Here is a 16,792-nt window from a genome sequence, read left to right on the forward strand (position 1 = left end):
ATGCACCTCGCCTATCCCGCCGTCCTCGCCGCGCTGCTCTTCTGCATCGGCCTCTACGGTGTGCTCGCGCGGCGCAACGCCGTCCTCGTCCTGATGTCCGTCGAGCTGATGCTCAACGCCGTCAATCTCAACCTGGTGGCCTTCGACGTCTGGCTGCGCGACACCCTCCACGCCGGCCAGGCGCTCACCCTCTTCACCATCACCGTCGCCGCCGCGGAGATCGGCCTTGGCCTCGCCATCGTGCTCATGGTCTTCCGCACCCGCGGCACCGCCGATGTGGACCGGCTCCGCGACCTCACCGACAGCATCGCATCCACCACTGACAGTCCGCCCCGACAGGAAGCCGACCCGGTGAAGGGCAAGGCCGCCGCATGACCGTCACCCTCGCCGCGCTGGTCCCCGCGCTGCCCGCGCTCGGCGCCGCAGGCGGGCTCGCCGCCGGCCGGCGCGCCCCCGGCTTCGTCCGGCCGCTCGCCGTACTCCCCGTCGCCGCCTCCGCCGTGCTCGCCGTACTGGTCGCCCTGGACCTGGGCACCGGCAGGGTCCTGGACGCCGCCACCAGGCTCACCCCCACCGGCGGGCCCGACATCGACCTGGCACTGCACCTGGACGGCTTCTCCACCGCCATCGGCGTGCTGGTCGGGATCGTCGCCACCTGTGTGCAGATCTACTCCACCGCCTATCTGCGCGACGACCCCCGCTACCCCTCCTACGCAGCCCTGGTCTCGCTGTTCACCGCGGCCATGCTGCTGGTGGTCTACTCCGGCGACCTCATCGTGCTGCTGGTCGGCTGGGAGATCATGGGCATCTGCTCGTACTTCCTGATCGGCCACCACTGGGAGACCGCGGACGCCCGCTCCGCTTCCCTCAAGGCCTTCCTGGTCACCAAGCTCGGCGACGTTCCCTTCCTGTTCGGCATCTTCGCGCTGGGCGCCGACGCCGGGACCTTCCGGATCAGCGGCGTCCTGGACGCCGCCGCCCACGGCCGGCTGGGGCACCCCACCCTGGTGGCGCTGCTGCTGCTCGCCGGAGTCGCCGGCAAGTCGGCCCAGTTCCCCCTGCACACCTGGCTCCCGGACGCGATGGCCGGCCCCACCCCGGTCTCCGCGCTGATCCACGCCGCCACCATGGTCGCGGCCGGCATCTACCTGGTCGCCCGGCTCCTCCCGGTCTATCTGCAGTCCGGCGCCGCCCTGGTCGTCCTGGCCGTCATGGCAGCCGTCACCATGATCGGCTCCGGTCTCTGCGCCCTCGCCCAGGACGACATCAAACGCGTCCTCGCCTACTCCACCGTCGGCCAGCTCGGCTACATGGCGGGCTCGCTCGCCTCCGGCGACCGCGACGCGGCCGTCTTCCACCTGCTCTCCCACGGCTTCTTCAAGGCGCTGCTCTTCCTCGCCGCCGGTGTGGTCATCCATGCCGCCCACACCAACTCGCTCACCGCGATGTCCCGGATGCCGGGGTTGCGGAACCGCGTCCCGGACGCCTACTGGACCATGGGCATCGGTCTGGTCGCCCTGGTCGGCCTGCCGCCGTTCGCCGGCTTCTTCTCCAAGGAGTCGGTGCTCACCGCCGCCGAGCACGCCGCCCACGGCGAAGCGCTCACCCGGGGCCTTGGCCCGGCCGACGCCGTGCCCACCTCGGCAGGCTGGATCGTGCTGGTCGCCGGACTGGTCACGGTGGTACTGACCGCCGCCTACGCCACCCGGCTCTGGCTGCTGGCCTTCCATGCCCCCGCGGCCCGCCCCGTCGTCGCCGCCTACTCCGGCGAGGACACCGCGGACCGCCCCGCAGAGCCGTCCGCCATGCGCTGGCCGCTGTGGGTACTGGCCGTCCCCACCATGGCCTTCGGTGTCGCGGGCCTGCGCGACGACTGGCTGCCGTCCCTGCTGGACGGCGGCTCGCTCCGCCCCACCCTCACCACCGCCGTCCTCGGCACCGGCCTTGCCGTGGTGGGCGTCCTCGCCGCCTACACGGCCTGGCGCAGCGCCTCCCAGCAGGTCACCCGGGCCCAGGCCCACGCCGCCAACGCGGTCCTGGAACGTGCCGCGCTGGACCACGCCGTCCGTCCCGCCGGAACCGAGGCCACCCCGGAGGAGACCCCGGCCGACCTCGCCGCCGACCTGCAGACCACCGCCGCCGAGACCGTCGAGGCCCCCGAGGCCGTCGTGCCTGCCGCGACCGTGCCTGCTGAGACCGCGCCAGCCGCGACCGCGCCGCCCGCCGTGCCGCCCACGCACGAGGCCATCGCTGCCGCCGTGGCCGCAGCCGAGGCCGTCCCCCTCACCCCGGACCCGGCCCGCGCCCTCCTCGGCCCGCTGCTCACCCCGGCCACCCGCGGCTTCGGCGTCGACCGTGCCTACAGCACGCTCTTCGTACTCCCCTTCACCGCGGCCGCCCGCCTGGTCCGCTTCTTGGACCGCGAGGTCGTCGAGGGCTATGTCAACGGCTCCGGGCTCGGAGCCCGCTGGCTGGGCGCCGCCGTCCGCCGCGCCCAGACCGGCAACGCCCAGACCTACCTCGGCGCCCTGCTGGCCGGTGCCGTGATCATCGCCGTCGCCGTGGCGGTGCGCACATGACCGCCCGCACCCCGCGCGCCCCCGGCCACCCCGCAGCAGCACCAGCCCCCCTCACGGAGACCGCCCGATGAACGCAGTCCTCATCGCACTCCTCCTGCTGCCGCTGCTCGGCGCCGCCGCCACCCTGGTCCCGCGCGCCTTCGGCGCAGACCCGGCCATCAGGGGCCGCCGCGCCCTGCAGTTCGGCACCGCCGTCACCGGCGCGGTGCTGCTGCTCTCCATCGCCCTCGCGGCAGGCTTCGACCACGACCACCCCGCGCGGATGCAGGCCACCACCGACGTGTCCTGGATCCCCGCCCTGGATGTGCGGCTCCACCTCGGCGTCGACGGAGTCTCGCTGCCGCTGCTGGTCCTCACCGCGCTGCTCAGCTTCCTCTGTGCGCTCTACTCCACCCGCCGTCTCCCCGACGGCCCCGGCACCCCCTCCCCGCTGGCCTTCACGGGCCTGCTGCTGCTCCTCCAGGTCGGCATGCTGAGCACCTTCGCCGTGCTGGACCTGCTGCTCTTCTTCATCGCCTTCGAGATCGTGCTGATCCCGATGTACTTCCTCATCGCCCGCTGGGGCGGCGAAGGACGCGGCCCCGCCGCCAACCGCTTCATCCTCTACACCCTGCTCGGCTCCGCGGTGATGCTCCTCGGCCTGCTGCTCCTCGGCAGCAAGGCGGGGACCTTCGACATGACCGCCCTGGCCGCCCGCCACGGCACCGGCCTCTCCCACACCACCCAGGTCCTCGCGGCCCTCGCCATCGGCCTCGGCCTCGCCGTCAAGGCCCCCATGTGGCCGCTGCACAGCTGGCTGCCCGACGCGCACACCGCAGCCCCCACCGCCGGCTCCGTACTGCTCGCCGGCGTCCTGCTGAAGATGGGCACCTACGGCTTCGTCCGTGTCGTCCTGCCCTCCGCGCCCGACGGCGCCCACACCCTCGCCCCCTATCTGGGCGCCCTCGCCGCCATCGGCATCGTCTACGGCTCCCTCGCCTGCCTCGCCCTGGCCCGCCCCGGGGCCAAGGGCGACCTCAAGCGGCTGATCGCCTACTCCTCCGTCGGACACATGGGCTTTGTGCTGCTCGGCATCGCCACCCTCACCCCCGTCGGCATCAACGGCGCACTCTTCGCCAACATCGGCCACGGACTGATCACCGGTCTGCTGTTCTTCCTGGTCGGCGCGATCAAGGACCGCTACGGCACCGCCGACCTCGACTCCCTCGCCGGAGCCACCACCGCCACAGGTGCGGCCCTCTACGGACGCGCCCCCCGCCTCGGCGGGCTGCTCGCCTTCGCCGCCGTCGCCAGCCTCGGGCTGCCGGGGCTGGCCGGCTTCTGGGGCGAACTGCTCGCCATGTTCGGCTCCTTCCACCCCGCCGCAGGGCTCCAGCGCCCCACCTACCTGGTCTTCATGGCCCTGGCCGGCCTCGGCACCCTCCTCACCGCCGCCTATCTGCTGACCGTCGTACGCCGCGTCTGCATGGGCGACCCCGCCGAGGCACCCCGCCCCACCACCACCGGCGCCATCGCGGACGTCAAGCCCTACGAGGCAGCGGCCTGGACCCCCCTCGCCGCCCTCACCGTGCTCGCCGGATTGTGGCCCGCCCTCCTCCTGGGACTCTCCGCCCCGGCGGTCAAGAGCCTGCTCGGAGGTGGCTGACCGTGCCGCTCACCAGCCTCCCCGCCGCCACTCCCACCCCTGGGCAGCCCCCCATGACCGCCGTGACCGCACACCACCTCGCCGACCTGGCCGTCGCCGACCCCGGGGCACTCATTCAGTCCGTCGACTGGACCGCGATCGCCCCGCCACTGATCGCGGCCATCGCCGCCCTCGCCGTACTGGTCGCCGACCTCTGGCTGCCCGCCCACCGCAAGCAGCTGCTCGGCTGGGGCAGCATCGCCGCCCTCGCCGTCGCGCTGCTCGCCCTCGTCCCCCTGCGCCACGGCGACCACGCCACCTTCTGCCTGAAAACCGTAGCGGCCGCCACTGACAACGCCGGCTGCTCCTATGTCGCCGACCACTTCGCCCTGGTCTTCCAGCTGATCGCCCTGGGCGGCGCGCTGCTCACCGCCCTGCTCTCGCTGCACACCGTGGACGAGCAGGCGCTGCCCGCGGGCGAGTACTGGTTCCTGCTGCTCAGCAGCGCCACCGGCGCCGCCCTGCTGCCCGCCTCCCGCGACCTCGCCACCCTGGTGATCGCGCTGGAGACGGTCTCCCTCCCCGCCTTCGCGCTGGTGGGCCTGCGCCGCGACCGGCTCGGCGGCGAGGCCGCCCTCAAGTTCTTCCTCTCCTCGGTCACCGCGACCGCTGTGATGCTGCTCGGTGTCAGCTTCGTCTACGCCGCCGGCGGCTCGCTCCATCTGACCGTCCTCGCCGACGGCCTGGACCACGCGCCCGCCCAGCTCCAGCACCTCGCCCAGGCCGGAGCCGCCCTCACCCTGGTCGGCTTCGCCTTCAAGGTCGCCGCGGTCCCCTTCCACTTCTGGCTGCCGGACACCTACGCCGGCGCCCCCGTCCCGGTCGCCGCCTACCTCTCCGTGGTCTCCAAGGCCGCCGGGCTCGCCGGAATCGCCCTCGTCACCGCCGTCGCCTTCCGCCCCTACGGCCACACCTGGGGTCTGCTGCTGGCGGTCCTCGCCGCCGCCACCATGACGGCGGGCAATGTCGCGGCGCTGCGGCAGCGCCCCGACACACCGCGCAGCGCGGTACGCCTCCTCGCCTGGTCCTCCATCGGCCAGGCCGGCTACCTGCTGGTTCCGCTCGCCGCCGCCGGATACGGGCACGGCGGCAACGCCATCGCCGCCACCGCCGCGTACGCCCTGGTCTACGCGGTGGTCAACCTGGGTGCCTTCGCCGTCGTCGCGGTCGTGGGCCGCAGCGCCCCCGAGAACCGGCTCAGCGACTACCGCGCGCTCTTCTCCCGCCGTCCGGCGGCCGCTCTGGCCCTGGGCTTCGCCCTGCTCTGCCTGGCCGGACTGCCCCCAGGCGTGGTCGGGGTCCTGGCCAAGGTGGTGGTCTTCCGCGCCGCCGTGGACGCCGGGCTCGGCTGGCTGGCCGTGGTCATGGCCGTCAATGTGGTCATCGCCCTGTACTACTACCTGCGGTGGACGGCCAAGCTCTTCGCCGCCGTGCCCGAAGGCGCCCCGCAGCCGTCCGGGCAGCGCACCCCCGCCCCGCTGGGGGCCGCCGTCGCCCTGACGGCGGCCGGGGCGGTCGTGCTGTCGCTGGCGCCCCAGGCGGTCCTCCAGGTGCTCGGAACCGGCCTCTTCTGACGCTCCCCGGTTGCGTACGGCCCGCCGACAGGGCAGAAGGGAACCAGGACCGCGTGTCCCCACGTTGGTCCGACTAGAAGGCTTACCCGTCGCACGTCTTGGAGGGCCGGCCGTGCACCGCCAGCACAACGGGCTGAGGACCGCCGTACTGCTCGGCGCCCTCTCGGCGCTGATCATCGTGATCGGCAGCTTCTTCGGCCGTACCGGCCTGGTGGTCGCCGTACTCGTGGCCCTGGGCACCAACGCCTACGCGTACTGGAACAGCGACAAGATGGCGCTGCGGGCCATGCGGGCCCGCCCGGTGAGCGAGATCGAGGCCCCGGTGCTCTACCGCATCGTCCGCGAGCTCTCCACCGCCGCCCGCCAGCCCATGCCCCGCCTGTACATCTCGCCCACCGCAGCCCCCAACGCCTTCGCCACCGGCCGCAACCCGCGCAACGCCGCGGTCTGCTGCACCGAGGGCATCCTCGGCATCCTGGACGAGCGTGAGCTGCGGGGGGTCCTGGGGCACGAGCTCAGCCATGTCTACAACCGGGACATCCTGATCTCCTCGGTCGCCGGCGCCCTGGCCTCGGTGATCATGTTCCTGGTGAACTTCGCCTGGCTGATCCCGATCGGCCGCAGCGACGACGACGAGGGCCCGGGTCTGGCCGGGATGCTGCTGATCATGATCCTCGGCCCGATCGCGGCCGCCCTGATCCAGCTGGCCGTCAGCCGCTCCCGCGAGTACCAGGCCGACGCCGACGGAGCCCGCATCACCGGCGACCCGATCGCCCTGGCGAGCGCGCTGCGCAAGCTCGACGCCGGTACCAAGCAGCTGCCCCTGCCTCCCGAGCCACAGCTGCAGAGCGCCAGCCACATGATGATCGCCAGCCCCTTCCGGCCCGGTGACATCGGCTCCCGGCTCTTCTCCACCCACCCCCCGATGGCGGAGCGGATCGCCCGGCTGGAGCGCATGGCCGGATACCGGTCCTGACGGTGGCTGTCGCGGGCACCGGACGGCGTCCTCGATCGTTCTCCCACGCGACAGCGGCGGCCGGGCCACCCGCTGGGCAAACGGCCGCCACGGATGGGAGGCGGGCCCTGACCCCAATGCCGCCACCGGCTGTTCCACACCAGGCAGGCACTGCGCCGCAGGCAACCCGTTCTCCTCCAGTCACCGCGACACCACCACCTCCCGGCCCGCCGACCCCAGATAGTCCAGCGACCGGGCCACCCGCGCCACCACCGGCAGCCCGTCCAGCAGGAACAGCGCGTTCTCTCCCAACCGCATCAACCGGGCCCCACTGCTCGGCAGCCCCACCGCCCGGCACGCCTCAGCCAAGGCCACCGCAGCGCCGTCCGCCGTAAAAGCCGTCGAAGTCCCCGAGCCGTCTGCAGACATGCCGATGCCACTCCCCAGGTGCGCAGCCACTCCAGGACCCTCCGCCTGCCGAGCAGCGCCACCCCGGATACTCCCGTGACCCTACCCAGCCGGCCCGATGCTGAGGCGGGTCGGCTCCAGCGGCAGTAGAGGAGAATGCAGGCGAGCTGAAGGCAGCGACTTTCGGGTAGGGGAGTGCTGTGCCCTCGGCCGCGATCAGTGGAGGCTGGCGTCCATGAAGTTGATCAACGTTCTGCTGAACATCCTCTGGTTGATCCTCTGCGGCTTCTGGATGGCTGTTGGCTACGTCATCGCCGGGATCATCTGTTGCATCTTGATCATTACGCTGCCATTTGGCATTGCGGCCTTCCGGATTGCCGCGTACGTGCTCTGGCCGTTCGGCCGTACCACTGTCGAGCGACCCGACGCCGGTGCGCCGTCGTTCATCGGCAACGTGATCTGGGTGATCTTCGCGGGCTGGTGGCTTGCCCTGGGCCACCTGATCACCAGTGTGGCTCTGTTCGTCACCATCATCGGCATCCCGTTCGGTTGGGCGAACCTCAAGATGATCCCCATCTCGTTGATGCCCCTCGGCCGAGAGATCGTGTCGACCGACCAGAAGTTCGGAGCCCGCTGAGGGTGCCCTGCCAGGAGAGGCGTCAGGCGCGGCGCCTCTCAGCGCAGGCCTCCTCTTATACGTGGAGCCTGAACCCCAGGGCCTGAGGTGCGTGATCCTGCTCCTGGGGGAACGATCCCGTCGTCTTCGCAGGCTGGTGGCTCGCGCTCGCCCACATCACCACCGGGATCGCGCTCGTCTCACGATCATCGGCATCCCGCTGGGCATCGCCAACTTCAAGCTGATCCCGATCTCCCTGCTGCCGCTGGGCCGCGAGATCGTCCCCTCCGACCAGCCCTTCGCCACCCGCTGAGGAGCCGAGCCCGGCCCGCGGGCCGGGCCTCGGTCCGGGCCTCGGGCCAGGCCTGCCGAGGGTGTCGTCCACCCGATCGGCCGAGCCGCCACCGGCGAGGTGGGTACGCGGCTCGGAGCGCTCCGGCAACCAGGCCACGGGATCCGGCGCGCGGACCGGCCGCCACCGGGTGCGGCGTGCTTTCGCGCGTATCAACCCGGGATCGCGTGCGGACCGGCCTCCGGCACGCGCCTGCGTCGCACCACACCGGCCTCACCCGGACGGCTGACCCGTGTGCACCGCGTGGCGTGCACCGACCCGGTCCCAGCCCCTGCCGTCCGCAAGCCGCGTGGACGGCACAGGGCACAACGGGGGAGCGGCCGAGACGGTGCTCGGCGCCAGGCCCTCGTTGTGCCCTGTGACGGCCCAGACGACGCCCCTCGGGAGGGCGGCCGGGGCGGTGCTGTCCCGGATCTAGCGGTAGTTCACAAACTGCAGCGCGAAGTCCAAGTCCTTGCCCTTGAGCAGGGCCTGCACGGCCTGGAGGTCGTCGCGGCTCTTGGAGGAGACCCGGAGCTCGTCACCCTGGATCTGCGCCTTCACGCCCTTGGGGCCCTCGTCGCGGATGATCTTCGAGACCTTCTTGGCATCCTCCTGGGAGATGCCCTCCTTGATGGTGGCGGAGATCCGGTACTCCTTGCCGGACAGCTGCGGCTCGCCGGCGTCCAGCGCCTTCAGCGAGATGCTCCGCTTCACCAGCTTGGTCTCGAAGACATCGAGGATCGCCTTGACGCGCTCCTCGGAGTTGGCCTTCATCTCGATCTTCTCGCCCGACCAGGCGATCGACGCGCCCACGTTCTTGAAGTCGAAGCGGGTGGCGATCTCGCGGGAGGCCTGGTTGAGCGCGTTGTCGACCTCCTGCCGCTCGACCTTCGAGACGATGTCGAAACTGGAGTCGGCCATGCTGTCGGTTCTCCTTGACGGTGGTACGGCACTGGCTGCGGCCCAGCCTATCCATCCCGGGCGTTGATCCACCCGTGATCAATCGGGTGGCGAAGCACCCGGTGCCATCGGGTATTGTTTACGTCGTCGAGCAGGGCCGAGGCCCCGCAAGACACCCCGGCGGGTTGCCCGAGCGGCCAAAGGGAGCAGACTGTAAATCTGTCGCGCAAGCTACGCAGGTTCGAACCCTGCACCCGCCACAGCACGTAAAAGAAGCCCCTCACCTGCAGAGATGCAAGTGAGGGGCTTTTTCGTGCGCGCCGAGTCGGAGTGCCGAACTGTCTCGCGGTGTCTCGCTCGGACCCGCTCTCTACCAGTGGTTCTGGACGCACAGTGGACGGCGATCCGGGCCGTGAGCTGCAGCTCCGGACCAACCATGGACCAACCTCTCAGCGCTGCGGCTGGCGGCCATTCAGCCGGGCGGAAATCGCCTCGTTAGCCGCCCCCTCCCCGCCATGGATGCACTTCGCGTACACCCCCAGCAGCACTGCCAGGCTGTGCCCGGCACGCCGGGCCACCTCGGTCGGGTCGACCCCGGAGTTCAGCCACAGGGAGACCGCGGCGTGTCGCAGGTCGTACGGCCTGCGGCCCAATGGGGAGGCTGCCTGTGCCGCTGTGAGGGACAGACGGCGGGCCTCCGCCCACACCACGCCGTAGCCGCTCTCCTGCACCATGCCGCCCCGGGAGGTGCGGAACAGGCGTCCGTCCGGTGAGGTTCCGAACCGTTCCAGATGCCACCGCAGCAGGGCCACGAGCGCGGGCGGGATCGGTACCGTGCGGATCGCCCGGGAGGGGCGCCACTTCAGCCCGCGCTTGTCATGGGGCGTGCCGTCATCCGTCCATGACGATCCGACGCGCGGCCGGGTCTCGCTGAGCCTCAGGCTTCCCCACCCGTGGCGGGAAGAGTGCAGTCCTTGCGCAGCCACACCGCCTCGGCCGGGCGGAGCGCGGCGAAGTACAGGCATCCGAAGAACGCTTCGAGGTGCCGCCCGCGATGGCCCTGGGACCGGACCGCGGCCAGCAGCGCGGCGGCTTGCTCGGGACTGACGACCACTTCCGGTTCGACTACCTCCGCGACGTCGGGGACCTTCCATTGGACTCGGTGGAGGGGGTTGTCCGCGAGATGCCCGGCTTCCACGGCGTAGCCGAGCGCGTTGTGGAAGATGGCGCGCTTGCGTCGCATCGTGGACGCGGCAGCGGTCTTGCCGTCCAGTCGCATCGTGAGCGCGTTCAGGGCCCGACGAGCCGTGAGACTGTCAGCGACCGCTGCCACCGGGAGCGACTTCCGCTCGATCCACGCCAGGGCACGGCTTACCTCGGGCGGTGGCTCCATCTCCCGGCGGGTGAGGTTGAAAGCCCACCCGTAGAGCGCGGTCCGCATGGCATGCGGGTCGGGCATGCCCTTGGTGTCCGTGACCAGGGCCGGGGTCACCGTGGCCATTGCTTCGGCGAGCGTGGTGCGGGTCTTCGCGGGACTCGCCTACCACTTCATTTCGATGTACTGCCGTGCGTGCTGGTACCAGGTGACCTGGTTGTCCTTCCTCAGGAGGGAGACGGGAAGCCCGGTGTCTTCGTCGCAAGGCTCACCGGCCCGGGCGGCCGTGATGAGCTGGGCCCGCCGGCTCTCCGCCAACCCCTTGGTGAGGAAGGATTCTGCTTTGGGCAGGGTCCCCACCCGCCACCTGAGCTGGTACGGCTTGCTGTAGGTCGCTAACCCGGTGAGGGGGTCGCGGCGGGCCGTGTCCAGGCGCCGGGTGAGGACGGTGGTGGTGGCGGCCCATCCGGCGAGCGGCAGGCTCGCGGCGAGGATGGCCGGGAGGTGGCGCTGCGCGGGCAGCGCGATCGGGTGCATCCTGGGATCTCCTGTTCCGGTTGTGTGCTCGTCAGGGCCCGGGGCGGTCGGAAAGTTTGGCGACTGTCGGCCGCCCCGGACGCGTGCGTGGGTGCGAGTTATTGGGCAGCGCGGCTGCGGTGAGCGTGCGTACCGGCGCGAATGAGGCCCGGGCCGTATTGGGCGGGCATGACGGGGAGGGGCGTTAGTGCTGCGCGGTGATGGGTTCGCGGACGCGCTGTGGCGAAGATTCGGGTGGTCCTACGAGTCGCGGCTGTGGGCGACGGTGTGCATGGTCCAGACGGATTTGGCCACCCTGCGCGGCTACCTGAGGACCATTCATTACGGCAGGCTGCGCAGCCGGTTGGCTCGTCTGCGTCGGCGCTACGTCGGCCTCTCGCTCCGCTACCTGCATGTGGATGGGGCTATGTACTGGCCGCGGCCCCGGCAGCGGCTGTTCCAATACCGGCTGAGGTGGTCCGCGTACCGGGCCAGCACCGGTGACTTGATCACGCTCCTGGATACGGGCGGGTGGCGCGAACACGTGATGGTGTCCTGGCTGATCGCCGTCGGTCGCCGAGCCGACCTGCGTGCACGCATTGCCTCTGATCTGCTGGGCGACGCACCCTGCGGATACCGCTGGGACTACTGCACCGCTCTGGCTCGGCTCGGCACTGATCAGGATGCTGACCTCTTGCGCCGCTATCTGGATCGAGCGCTGCTCATTGCCCGGGCCGAGGATCCAGGCAGCGACGACGAGCACTGTCAGCGGCAGGCTATGGGCGCGCTCCTCTACCTTGACGGTGTACTTGGGAGCAGCCGTGCACAGCCGCTGCTTGCCCCTGGAGGTCTGTGGGAGCAGTGGTCCGGCGAGGTGGGGGCGGCATCCCTGGATAAGGAGGGGGAGACTACTGCTCGGCTCGTGGCTTTCGCTGCGGGCAAGGATCCGGGGTGCCGACGGCAAAGGCGTTGAATATGCGTGGCTGCATGCGCTCCTTGAGTCAGAGCGTTGTGGTGAACCGCTCTACAGCTCGATGACCTGCGGTTTCTATCGGTGCGGGTGTGTGTTGGCACCGTTCGTGGGGCAGCCAGTGGGCAGTCGAGTCGGTCGTGGGGGTGCGGTTCATGCCGTCGGTGATCGCGTTGCTGGAGCGCCGTGAGGCGCGGGCTCAGCAGGAGCTGGATGCCTGGCTGGAGCGGCTGCATGAGGTGCAGGAGCAGGTGACGTCCTGCCAGCAGCGGTTGGACTGCGCGCGGATCGGCCGTGAGGAGGTCCTCCGCGCCCTGGCCGAGGAGGGCGAGGTCGCGGCCGGGGTGGTGGAAGCGGAGGAGTCCGTGTCACTGCCCGGTCCGGCGGAGCCGGTGTCGGACGTGGTGGCCGGCGTGCCGGATGGGTCGACGCTGGTGCAGGCGCAGGGTTTGCCCGCGGGGCATGACGGGCGACCGCCGGTGTGGCGCGCGGGACTGGGCCCGGAGGTGCTCGCGGGGCAGTATCGGCAGCTGTTCGAGGTGGTCGCCGCCCGGAGGGTGCCGGTTTCGGCGCGGGAGCTTGCGGTCGCGGTGGGCCGGGATGCCGCGCGGTTGAACGAGGTGGAGAGGATCCGTCATCGTGCCTATGCGCTGTAGGCCAGGGGCTGGCTGGTGCGCGTGCCGGGCGGGTTGTTCACCCCGGCTGCGGGCCCAGCCGGTGCGGCCGGAACTCGGGCCAGTGCAGCCGCTGGCGCGCCATCTTCCGGGTGAGGGTGATCAGTCCGGCCCACCACACCATCTGGACGTGGTGGTCCGGGCGGCGCTCGTGGTCGCGGTTCAGCCGCCGGGAGCGCGACAGCCACCCCAGCGTGCGCTCCACCACCCACCTCTTGGCCAGTACCGTGAACTCCTTGGTGCCGTCGGGGCGCTTGACCACCTGTGCTCTCACGCCGTGGGCCGCGAACGCGTCGGCCAAGGGCTGTCCCTGGTAGGCGGTGTCCACCCAGACGAGCTTGAGCAGCCGTCCGGGCTCGGCCATGAAATGGTCCAGCAGGCCGGGGGCGGCCTGGGAGTCGTGCACGTTGGTCGCCGTGACAGTGACCTCCAGCAGCAGGCCGCCGCTGTCGGTCAGGATGTGTCGCTTGCGCCCGTCGCGCATCTTGCCGCCGTCGTAGCCGCGTGTTGAGGCCGGGCAGGTCTCCGAGCCGTCCACGGACTGCGCGTCGATGATCCCCGCGTTCGGCTCCTCGCGCGACCCCTGACGAGTGCGCTGCAGTCGGCGCAGTCGCTGGTAGAGCTCGCGCACGTGTCCGTGCCGGCGCCAGCGGCGGAAGAAGTCGTACACCGCCCGCCAGTACGGGTAGTCCGCCGGAAGGTTGCGCCACTTCGCTCCGTTGTCGACCAGGTAGCGCACGGCGTCGACCATGTCGCGGTGGCAGTGCGCCTCCGGGCGCCCGCCCCGGCCTTCCAGCCACGCGGGCATCGGCATCGCCGCCCGGACCACCGCCCACTCCGCATCCGTCATGTCGCTGTCGTAGCGCCGTGCCCGCCCCGGCGCCGGGATCGAACCGAACGCGTGCACGTAGCAGTCACACGACAGAGTGCCCGCAGTGGACTCACCGGCAGGCGGGATGCTGAACTGCTGGGGCAACGGGTCTCCCTTGGCATGAGCGGTCTCGACAACCAGCTCTCTACCGAGGGACCGGTTGCTTCATGCCCCCGTAGTCACGGGCACCTGCGTTCGAGGACTCACCCTCAGTCCCACCGAACCCGAACACCACTCGGTTGACCACAACGCTCTGAGTCGCTGTTCGGGCCCTGGCTGCCGAGCCGCAATCCCTCCTGGCAGTGAAAGTGGCTGAGTCGCGGTTCCGTGATCCACCAGGCTCTGTGGGGGATGCGCGGGGCGATGCCGTCCCGGGATGGCATCGGGGCAGTTCAAGGGCAGTCCGGCGCGGTCTGTAAAGCTGCGGGTCAACCGGAATGTGCCTTTCACTCGCCGGGATTCAGGAGCATCTCCCGCGCGTCTGTCAGGGCTCGACGCACTCCCTCTGTTCTGGGGTGGGTGTCGCCGAGGACCTGCTCGGATAGGGCGAGGGTGGCCTCTAGCAGGGGGATGGCGCGGGTCAGGTCCCCCGCTGACTCGTAGGCGTACGCGAGGTTGTTGCGGCTGGCCAGGGTTTTGGGGTGGGTGTCGCCGAGGATCTGCTCGCGTTGGGCGAGGGTGGTTTCGTACAGGGGGATGGCGCGGGTGAGGTCCCCGGCCGACTCGTAGGCGCCGGCGAGGTTGTTGCGGCTGGTCAGGGTGGTGGGGTGGGTGTCGCCGAGGATCTGCTCGCGTTGGGCGAGGGTGGTCTCGTACAGCGGGATGGCGCGGGTCAGATCCCCGGCCTCCTGATAGGCGTAGGCGAGGTTGTTGCGGCTGGCCAGCGTGTCGGGGTGGGTGTCGCCGAGGACCTGCTCGCATTGGGCGAGGGTGGTTTCGTACAGCGGGATGGCGCGGGTGAGGTCCCCGGCCGACTCGTAGGCCCCGGCGAGGTTGTTGCGGCTGGCCAACGTGGTGGGGTGGGTGTCGCCGAGGATCTGCTCGCGTTGGGCGAGGGTGGTTTCGTACAGCGGGATGGCGCGGTCGAGGTCGCCCGCCGACTCGTAGGCCCCGGCGAGGTTGTTGCGGCTGGTCAGGGTGGTGGGGTGGGTGTCGCCGAGGACCTGCTCGCGTTGGGCGAGGGTGGTCTCGTACAGGGGGATGGCGCGGGTGAGGTCCCCGGCCTCCTGATAGGCGCCGGCGAGGTTGTTGCGGCTGCTCAGCGTGTCGGGGTGGGTGTCGCTGAGGACCTGCTCGCGTTGGGTGAGAACAGCTTTTCGGAGGGGGATGGTGCGGGCGTTGTGGCCCTGTAGGTAGAGGTGCTGGGCAGCGGTGTTGTACAGGTCGGCGGCTGCGTCGTCGTGGTGGCCAGCGGGGCTAGTTGTGGCGAGTGCGATGAGGTGGGGCATCAGCGTGTCCCACTCTGCCTCAGGACAGGGATCCGGTCTCGGGCGGTTCGGCAGGGCGTGCATGAGGGCTTGCTCGGCTTCGCGACGCCCTGTCGGCGGCTGGACATCTCCCGCGGTTGCGGTGTGGCGGAGGACCGTTTGGACGAGGCGGTGGACGCTGATGCTGGTGCCGTCGGGGGCGATGCTGATCACGCTGTAGGCGCGGAGGTCGCCGAGGGCTTCGGCGAGGTCGTCCTCGTCGGTGTTGGGGGTCTGGAGCAGGGTGAGGGGGATGTTGTCGGGGGCGAGCCAGGCGAGGGTGTGCAGGAGGGTGACGGCGAGCGGGTTGCGTGTGGTGAGGGCCTGGAGGGTGTGGGTCCAGATGCGGGCGATGGTGCGTTCGGCGTCGATTCCGTCGGCGGCCTTGTCCAGTTTGGTGGCTAGGCGTCGGCGGTAGTCGTCGATGGAGATGGTGAGGTTCTGGTGCAGGTAGGCGCCTGCCTGCTCCAGTGCCAGCGGCAGGTGGCCGAGGTCAGCGGCGAGCGCGCAGGCGTCCTGAAGCTGGCGGGTGGTGGGGGTGGCGTCGCCCAGGGCGTGGGTGCACAGGAGTGCTGCGGCCTCGTCTGGGGGCAGGGTTCCCAGGGCGCGGGTGGGGGTGGTGCGGGGCCATCCTGTGGCGCGGCGGCTGGTGGCGAGGTGGTGGCCGCCGTTGAGGGCGCCGGTGTAGGGGGCGAGGTGGTGGGGGTTTTCGACGTTGTCGAAGATCAGGAGCCAGCGGGGATGCCATTGCAGCCAGGTGAGCGCCCACGCGGCCCGTTCCTGCTCGGATGCCTTGCCGGCCCAGGCAGGGAAGAGGCGCAGGGCGAGGTCGGCGAGGGACTGTTCGATGCGGGCGGGGGAGTCGGCGGTGATCCACCAGGTGAGGGTGTGGTCGGAGCGGTGGCGGTGGGCGTAGTGCAGGGCCAGGGTGCTCTTGCCGACCCCGCCCAGCCCGTGGACCGCCGGTGCCTGCGTGATCGCCGTCTCGCCGTCCGAGGGCAGCGTGCCGTCCAGCCAGGCCAGATCTTCCTCACGGCCGAGGCACAGGCCCCGCGGAGGCAGGTTGCTGATCCCGGGCGGTGCTTGGATGTCCCGGGCGGCGTTCAGCACTTCGGCGGGCAGCTCGATGACGTCGCCGCTGTGGGCGGTGGTGATGGTGTGGGCGGCGATCGACCGGGGCCCTGAGGCTTCGATGCGCGTTTCCCGGGTCGGCGGGTCGTTGGTCATGTGCCGATCTGGGTGTTGTCGCCGGTGATGGCGGTGGTGATGGTGTGGGCGGCGATGGCGCGGGTGCCGGAGGCGGTGATCGCCACTGTTGCGGTCGGCTCAGGTAGCAGGCCGGCCAGCTCGGCCCGCAGCTCGGCGTCGTCGCGCAGGGCCCGCTTGATCTGCTGTCGCAGCGCCGCGGCGGCGTCGGTGTCGTCCGCGTCCTCGGCGGCGTCCTGCACCGCGCCTTCCAACGCGGCCTGTCCGTCCTCACCGCGGCGGCGCCAGACGGTATGCAGGATGCGGCGGCCCAGGTTGGCGGTGGCGTCGACCGCGGCGTCCTCCGCACGCGTGAGCACCGCGCCTCCGTAGGCTCCCAGCGCCGCCGTCAGATACGGGCCGGCTTGCTCCACCAGCTCCACGATCTCCGTACTCACCCTGACCCCCTAAGCGCGCGTGCGGCGTCAACTCCCAGGACGCAGCGTAGAGATCCCACCAGGGCCGGTCAGGAGAATCTGGCAAAGCCGCGACCCGGCGCGTGTGGGGCAGGCGCGGGACGCCAGATCCCCGCAGCCGCATTGTGGCCGGCCAGCCTGGATGCGGTGCGCGGTCTGTAAATCGTCGCGCAAGCTACGCAGGTTCGAACCCTGCACCCGCCACAGCG

12 protein-coding genes, 1 tRNA gene and 2 pseudogenes are annotated in these 16,792 nt (G+C 71.0%); 10 read left to right on the forward strand and 5 right to left on the reverse strand.

Going from position 1 to position 16,792, the window contains the following annotated elements; all coding sequences use genetic code 11:
* The 7 genes and pseudogenes from nuoK to AB0761_RS21780 all read left to right on the forward strand — a co-directional run.
* Window positions 1-375: an NADH-quinone oxidoreductase subunit NuoK gene (nuoK, locus tag AB0761_RS21750; protein ID WP_055588878.1), complete on the forward strand. Its 375-nt coding sequence runs from the start codon at window positions 1-3 to the stop codon at window positions 373-375.
* Window positions 372-2,579: an NADH-quinone oxidoreductase subunit L gene (locus AB0761_RS21755; protein ID WP_377270772.1), complete on the forward strand. Its 2,208-nt coding sequence runs from the start codon at window positions 372-374 to the stop codon at window positions 2,577-2,579. Before nuoK ends, AB0761_RS21755 begins: the two co-directional genes overlap by 4 nt.
* Before the next feature lie 67 nt (window positions 2,580-2,646).
* Complete coding sequence (locus AB0761_RS21760) at window positions 2,647-4,224, forward strand: NuoM family protein (protein ID WP_377270773.1); 1,578 nt, start codon at window positions 2,647-2,649, stop codon at window positions 4,222-4,224.
* Window positions 4,225-4,277: 53 nt separating this feature from the next.
* Window positions 4,278-5,837, forward strand: coding sequence for an NADH-quinone oxidoreductase subunit N (locus tag AB0761_RS21765; protein WP_377274255.1), 1,560 nt, complete (start codon window positions 4,278-4,280; stop codon window positions 5,835-5,837).
* A 112-nt stretch (window positions 5,838-5,949) separates the two neighbouring features.
* Window positions 5,950-6,813, forward strand: coding sequence for a zinc metalloprotease HtpX (gene htpX, locus AB0761_RS21770; RefSeq protein ID WP_377270775.1), 864 nt, complete (start codon window positions 5,950-5,952; stop codon window positions 6,811-6,813).
* 622 nt (window positions 6,814-7,435) lie between these two features.
* A complete protein-coding gene (locus tag AB0761_RS21775; RefSeq protein ID WP_377270776.1) occupies window positions 7,436-7,837 on the forward strand; it encodes a YccF domain-containing protein in 402 nt (133 codons plus the stop codon).
* Window positions 7,838-7,965: 128 nt separating this feature from the next.
* Window positions 7,966-8,129 (forward strand): annotated as a pseudogene (locus tag AB0761_RS21780) (YccF domain-containing protein); the annotation flags it as partial.
* 453 nt (window positions 8,130-8,582) lie between these two features.
* On the opposite strand, the gene AB0761_RS21785 reads toward AB0761_RS21780, so the two are convergent.
* A complete protein-coding gene (locus tag AB0761_RS21785; RefSeq protein WP_055585655.1) occupies window positions 8,583-9,071 on the reverse strand; it encodes a YajQ family cyclic di-GMP-binding protein in 489 nt (162 codons plus the stop codon).
* Between the two features lie 158 nt (window positions 9,072-9,229).
* Between AB0761_RS21785 and AB0761_RS21790 the strand changes: the two genes are divergently transcribed.
* Window positions 9,230-9,310: transfer RNA gene (locus tag AB0761_RS21790), tRNA-Tyr, on the forward strand.
* Window positions 9,311-9,499: 189 nt separating this feature from the next.
* Here the strand turns inward: AB0761_RS21790 and AB0761_RS21795 are convergent.
* A pseudogene (locus AB0761_RS21795) lies at window positions 9,500-10,800 on the reverse strand (tyrosine-type recombinase/integrase); the annotation flags it as partial.
* A 349-nt stretch (window positions 10,801-11,149) separates the two neighbouring features.
* On the opposite strand from AB0761_RS21795, the gene AB0761_RS21800 reads away from it, so the two are divergent.
* Both AB0761_RS21800 and AB0761_RS21805 read left to right on the forward strand, forming a co-directional pair.
* Entirely contained in the window at window positions 11,150-11,914 is a 765-nt protein-coding gene (locus tag AB0761_RS21800; protein ID WP_377270777.1) for a DUF6000 family protein, read from the forward strand.
* A 152-nt stretch (window positions 11,915-12,066) separates the two neighbouring features.
* On the forward strand, window positions 12,067-12,567 hold the full coding sequence (locus tag AB0761_RS21805; RefSeq protein ID WP_377270778.1) for a hypothetical protein: 501 nt from the start codon (window positions 12,067-12,069) through the stop codon (window positions 12,565-12,567).
* A 37-nt stretch (window positions 12,568-12,604) separates the two neighbouring features.
* Here AB0761_RS21805 and AB0761_RS21810 read toward each other — a convergent pair whose 3' ends face one another.
* The 3 genes from AB0761_RS21810 to AB0761_RS21820 all read right to left on the reverse strand — a co-directional run bounded on the left by AB0761_RS21810 (window position 12,605) and on the right by AB0761_RS21820 (window position 16,565).
* Window positions 12,605-13,435: an IS5 family transposase gene (locus tag AB0761_RS21810; protein WP_377270780.1), complete on the reverse strand. Its 831-nt coding sequence runs from the start codon at window positions 13,433-13,435 to the stop codon at window positions 12,605-12,607.
* Between the two features lie 467 nt (window positions 13,436-13,902).
* Window positions 13,903-16,149 (reverse strand): tetratricopeptide repeat protein, encoded by a 2,247-nt coding sequence (locus tag AB0761_RS21815; RefSeq protein ID WP_377270781.1) that lies wholly within the window; start codon window positions 16,147-16,149, stop codon window positions 13,903-13,905.
* Window positions 16,146-16,565 (reverse strand): hypothetical protein, encoded by a 420-nt coding sequence (locus tag AB0761_RS21820; RefSeq protein ID WP_377270782.1) that lies wholly within the window; start codon window positions 16,563-16,565, stop codon window positions 16,146-16,148. The genes AB0761_RS21815 and AB0761_RS21820 overlap by 4 nt, the downstream gene beginning before the upstream one ends.
* Window positions 16,566-16,792 lie beyond the last annotated feature (227 nt).

The sequence above is a fragment of the Peterkaempfera podocarpi genome (assembly GCF_042466665.1).
GTDB lineage: Bacteria > Actinomycetota > Actinomycetes > Streptomycetales > Streptomycetaceae > Peterkaempfera > Peterkaempfera podocarpi.

Bases quoted from the DNA above. Each gene is read 5' to 3' on its own strand.
- nuoK (WP_055588878.1), top strand. From the start codon at position 1: ATGCACCTCGCCTATCCCGCCGTCCTCGCCGCGCTGCTCTTCTGCATC.
- AB0761_RS21755 (WP_377270772.1), top strand. From the start codon at position 372: ATGACCGTCACCCTCGCCGCGCTGGTCCCCGCGCTGCCCGCGCTCGGC.
- AB0761_RS21760 (WP_377270773.1), top strand. From the start codon at position 2,647: ATGAACGCAGTCCTCATCGCACTCCTCCTGCTGCCGCTGCTCGGCGCC.
- AB0761_RS21765 (WP_377274255.1), top strand. From the start codon at position 4,278: ATGACCGCCGTGACCGCACACCACCTCGCCGACCTGGCCGTCGCCGAC.
- AB0761_RS21775 (WP_377270776.1), top strand. From the start codon at position 7,436: ATGAAGTTGATCAACGTTCTGCTGAACATCCTCTGGTTGATCCTCTGC.
- AB0761_RS21785 (WP_055585655.1), bottom strand. From the start codon at position 9,071: ATGGCCGACTCCAGTTTCGACATCGTCTCGAAGGTCGAGCGGCAGGAG.
- AB0761_RS21805 (WP_377270778.1), top strand. From the start codon at position 12,067: ATGCCGTCGGTGATCGCGTTGCTGGAGCGCCGTGAGGCGCGGGCTCAG.
- AB0761_RS21810 (WP_377270780.1), bottom strand. From the start codon at position 13,435: ATGACGGATGCGGAGTGGGCGGTGGTCCGGGCGGCGATGCCGATGCCC.
- AB0761_RS21815 (WP_377270781.1), bottom strand. From the start codon at position 16,149: ATGACCAACGACCCGCCGACCCGGGAAACGCGCATCGAAGCCTCAGGG.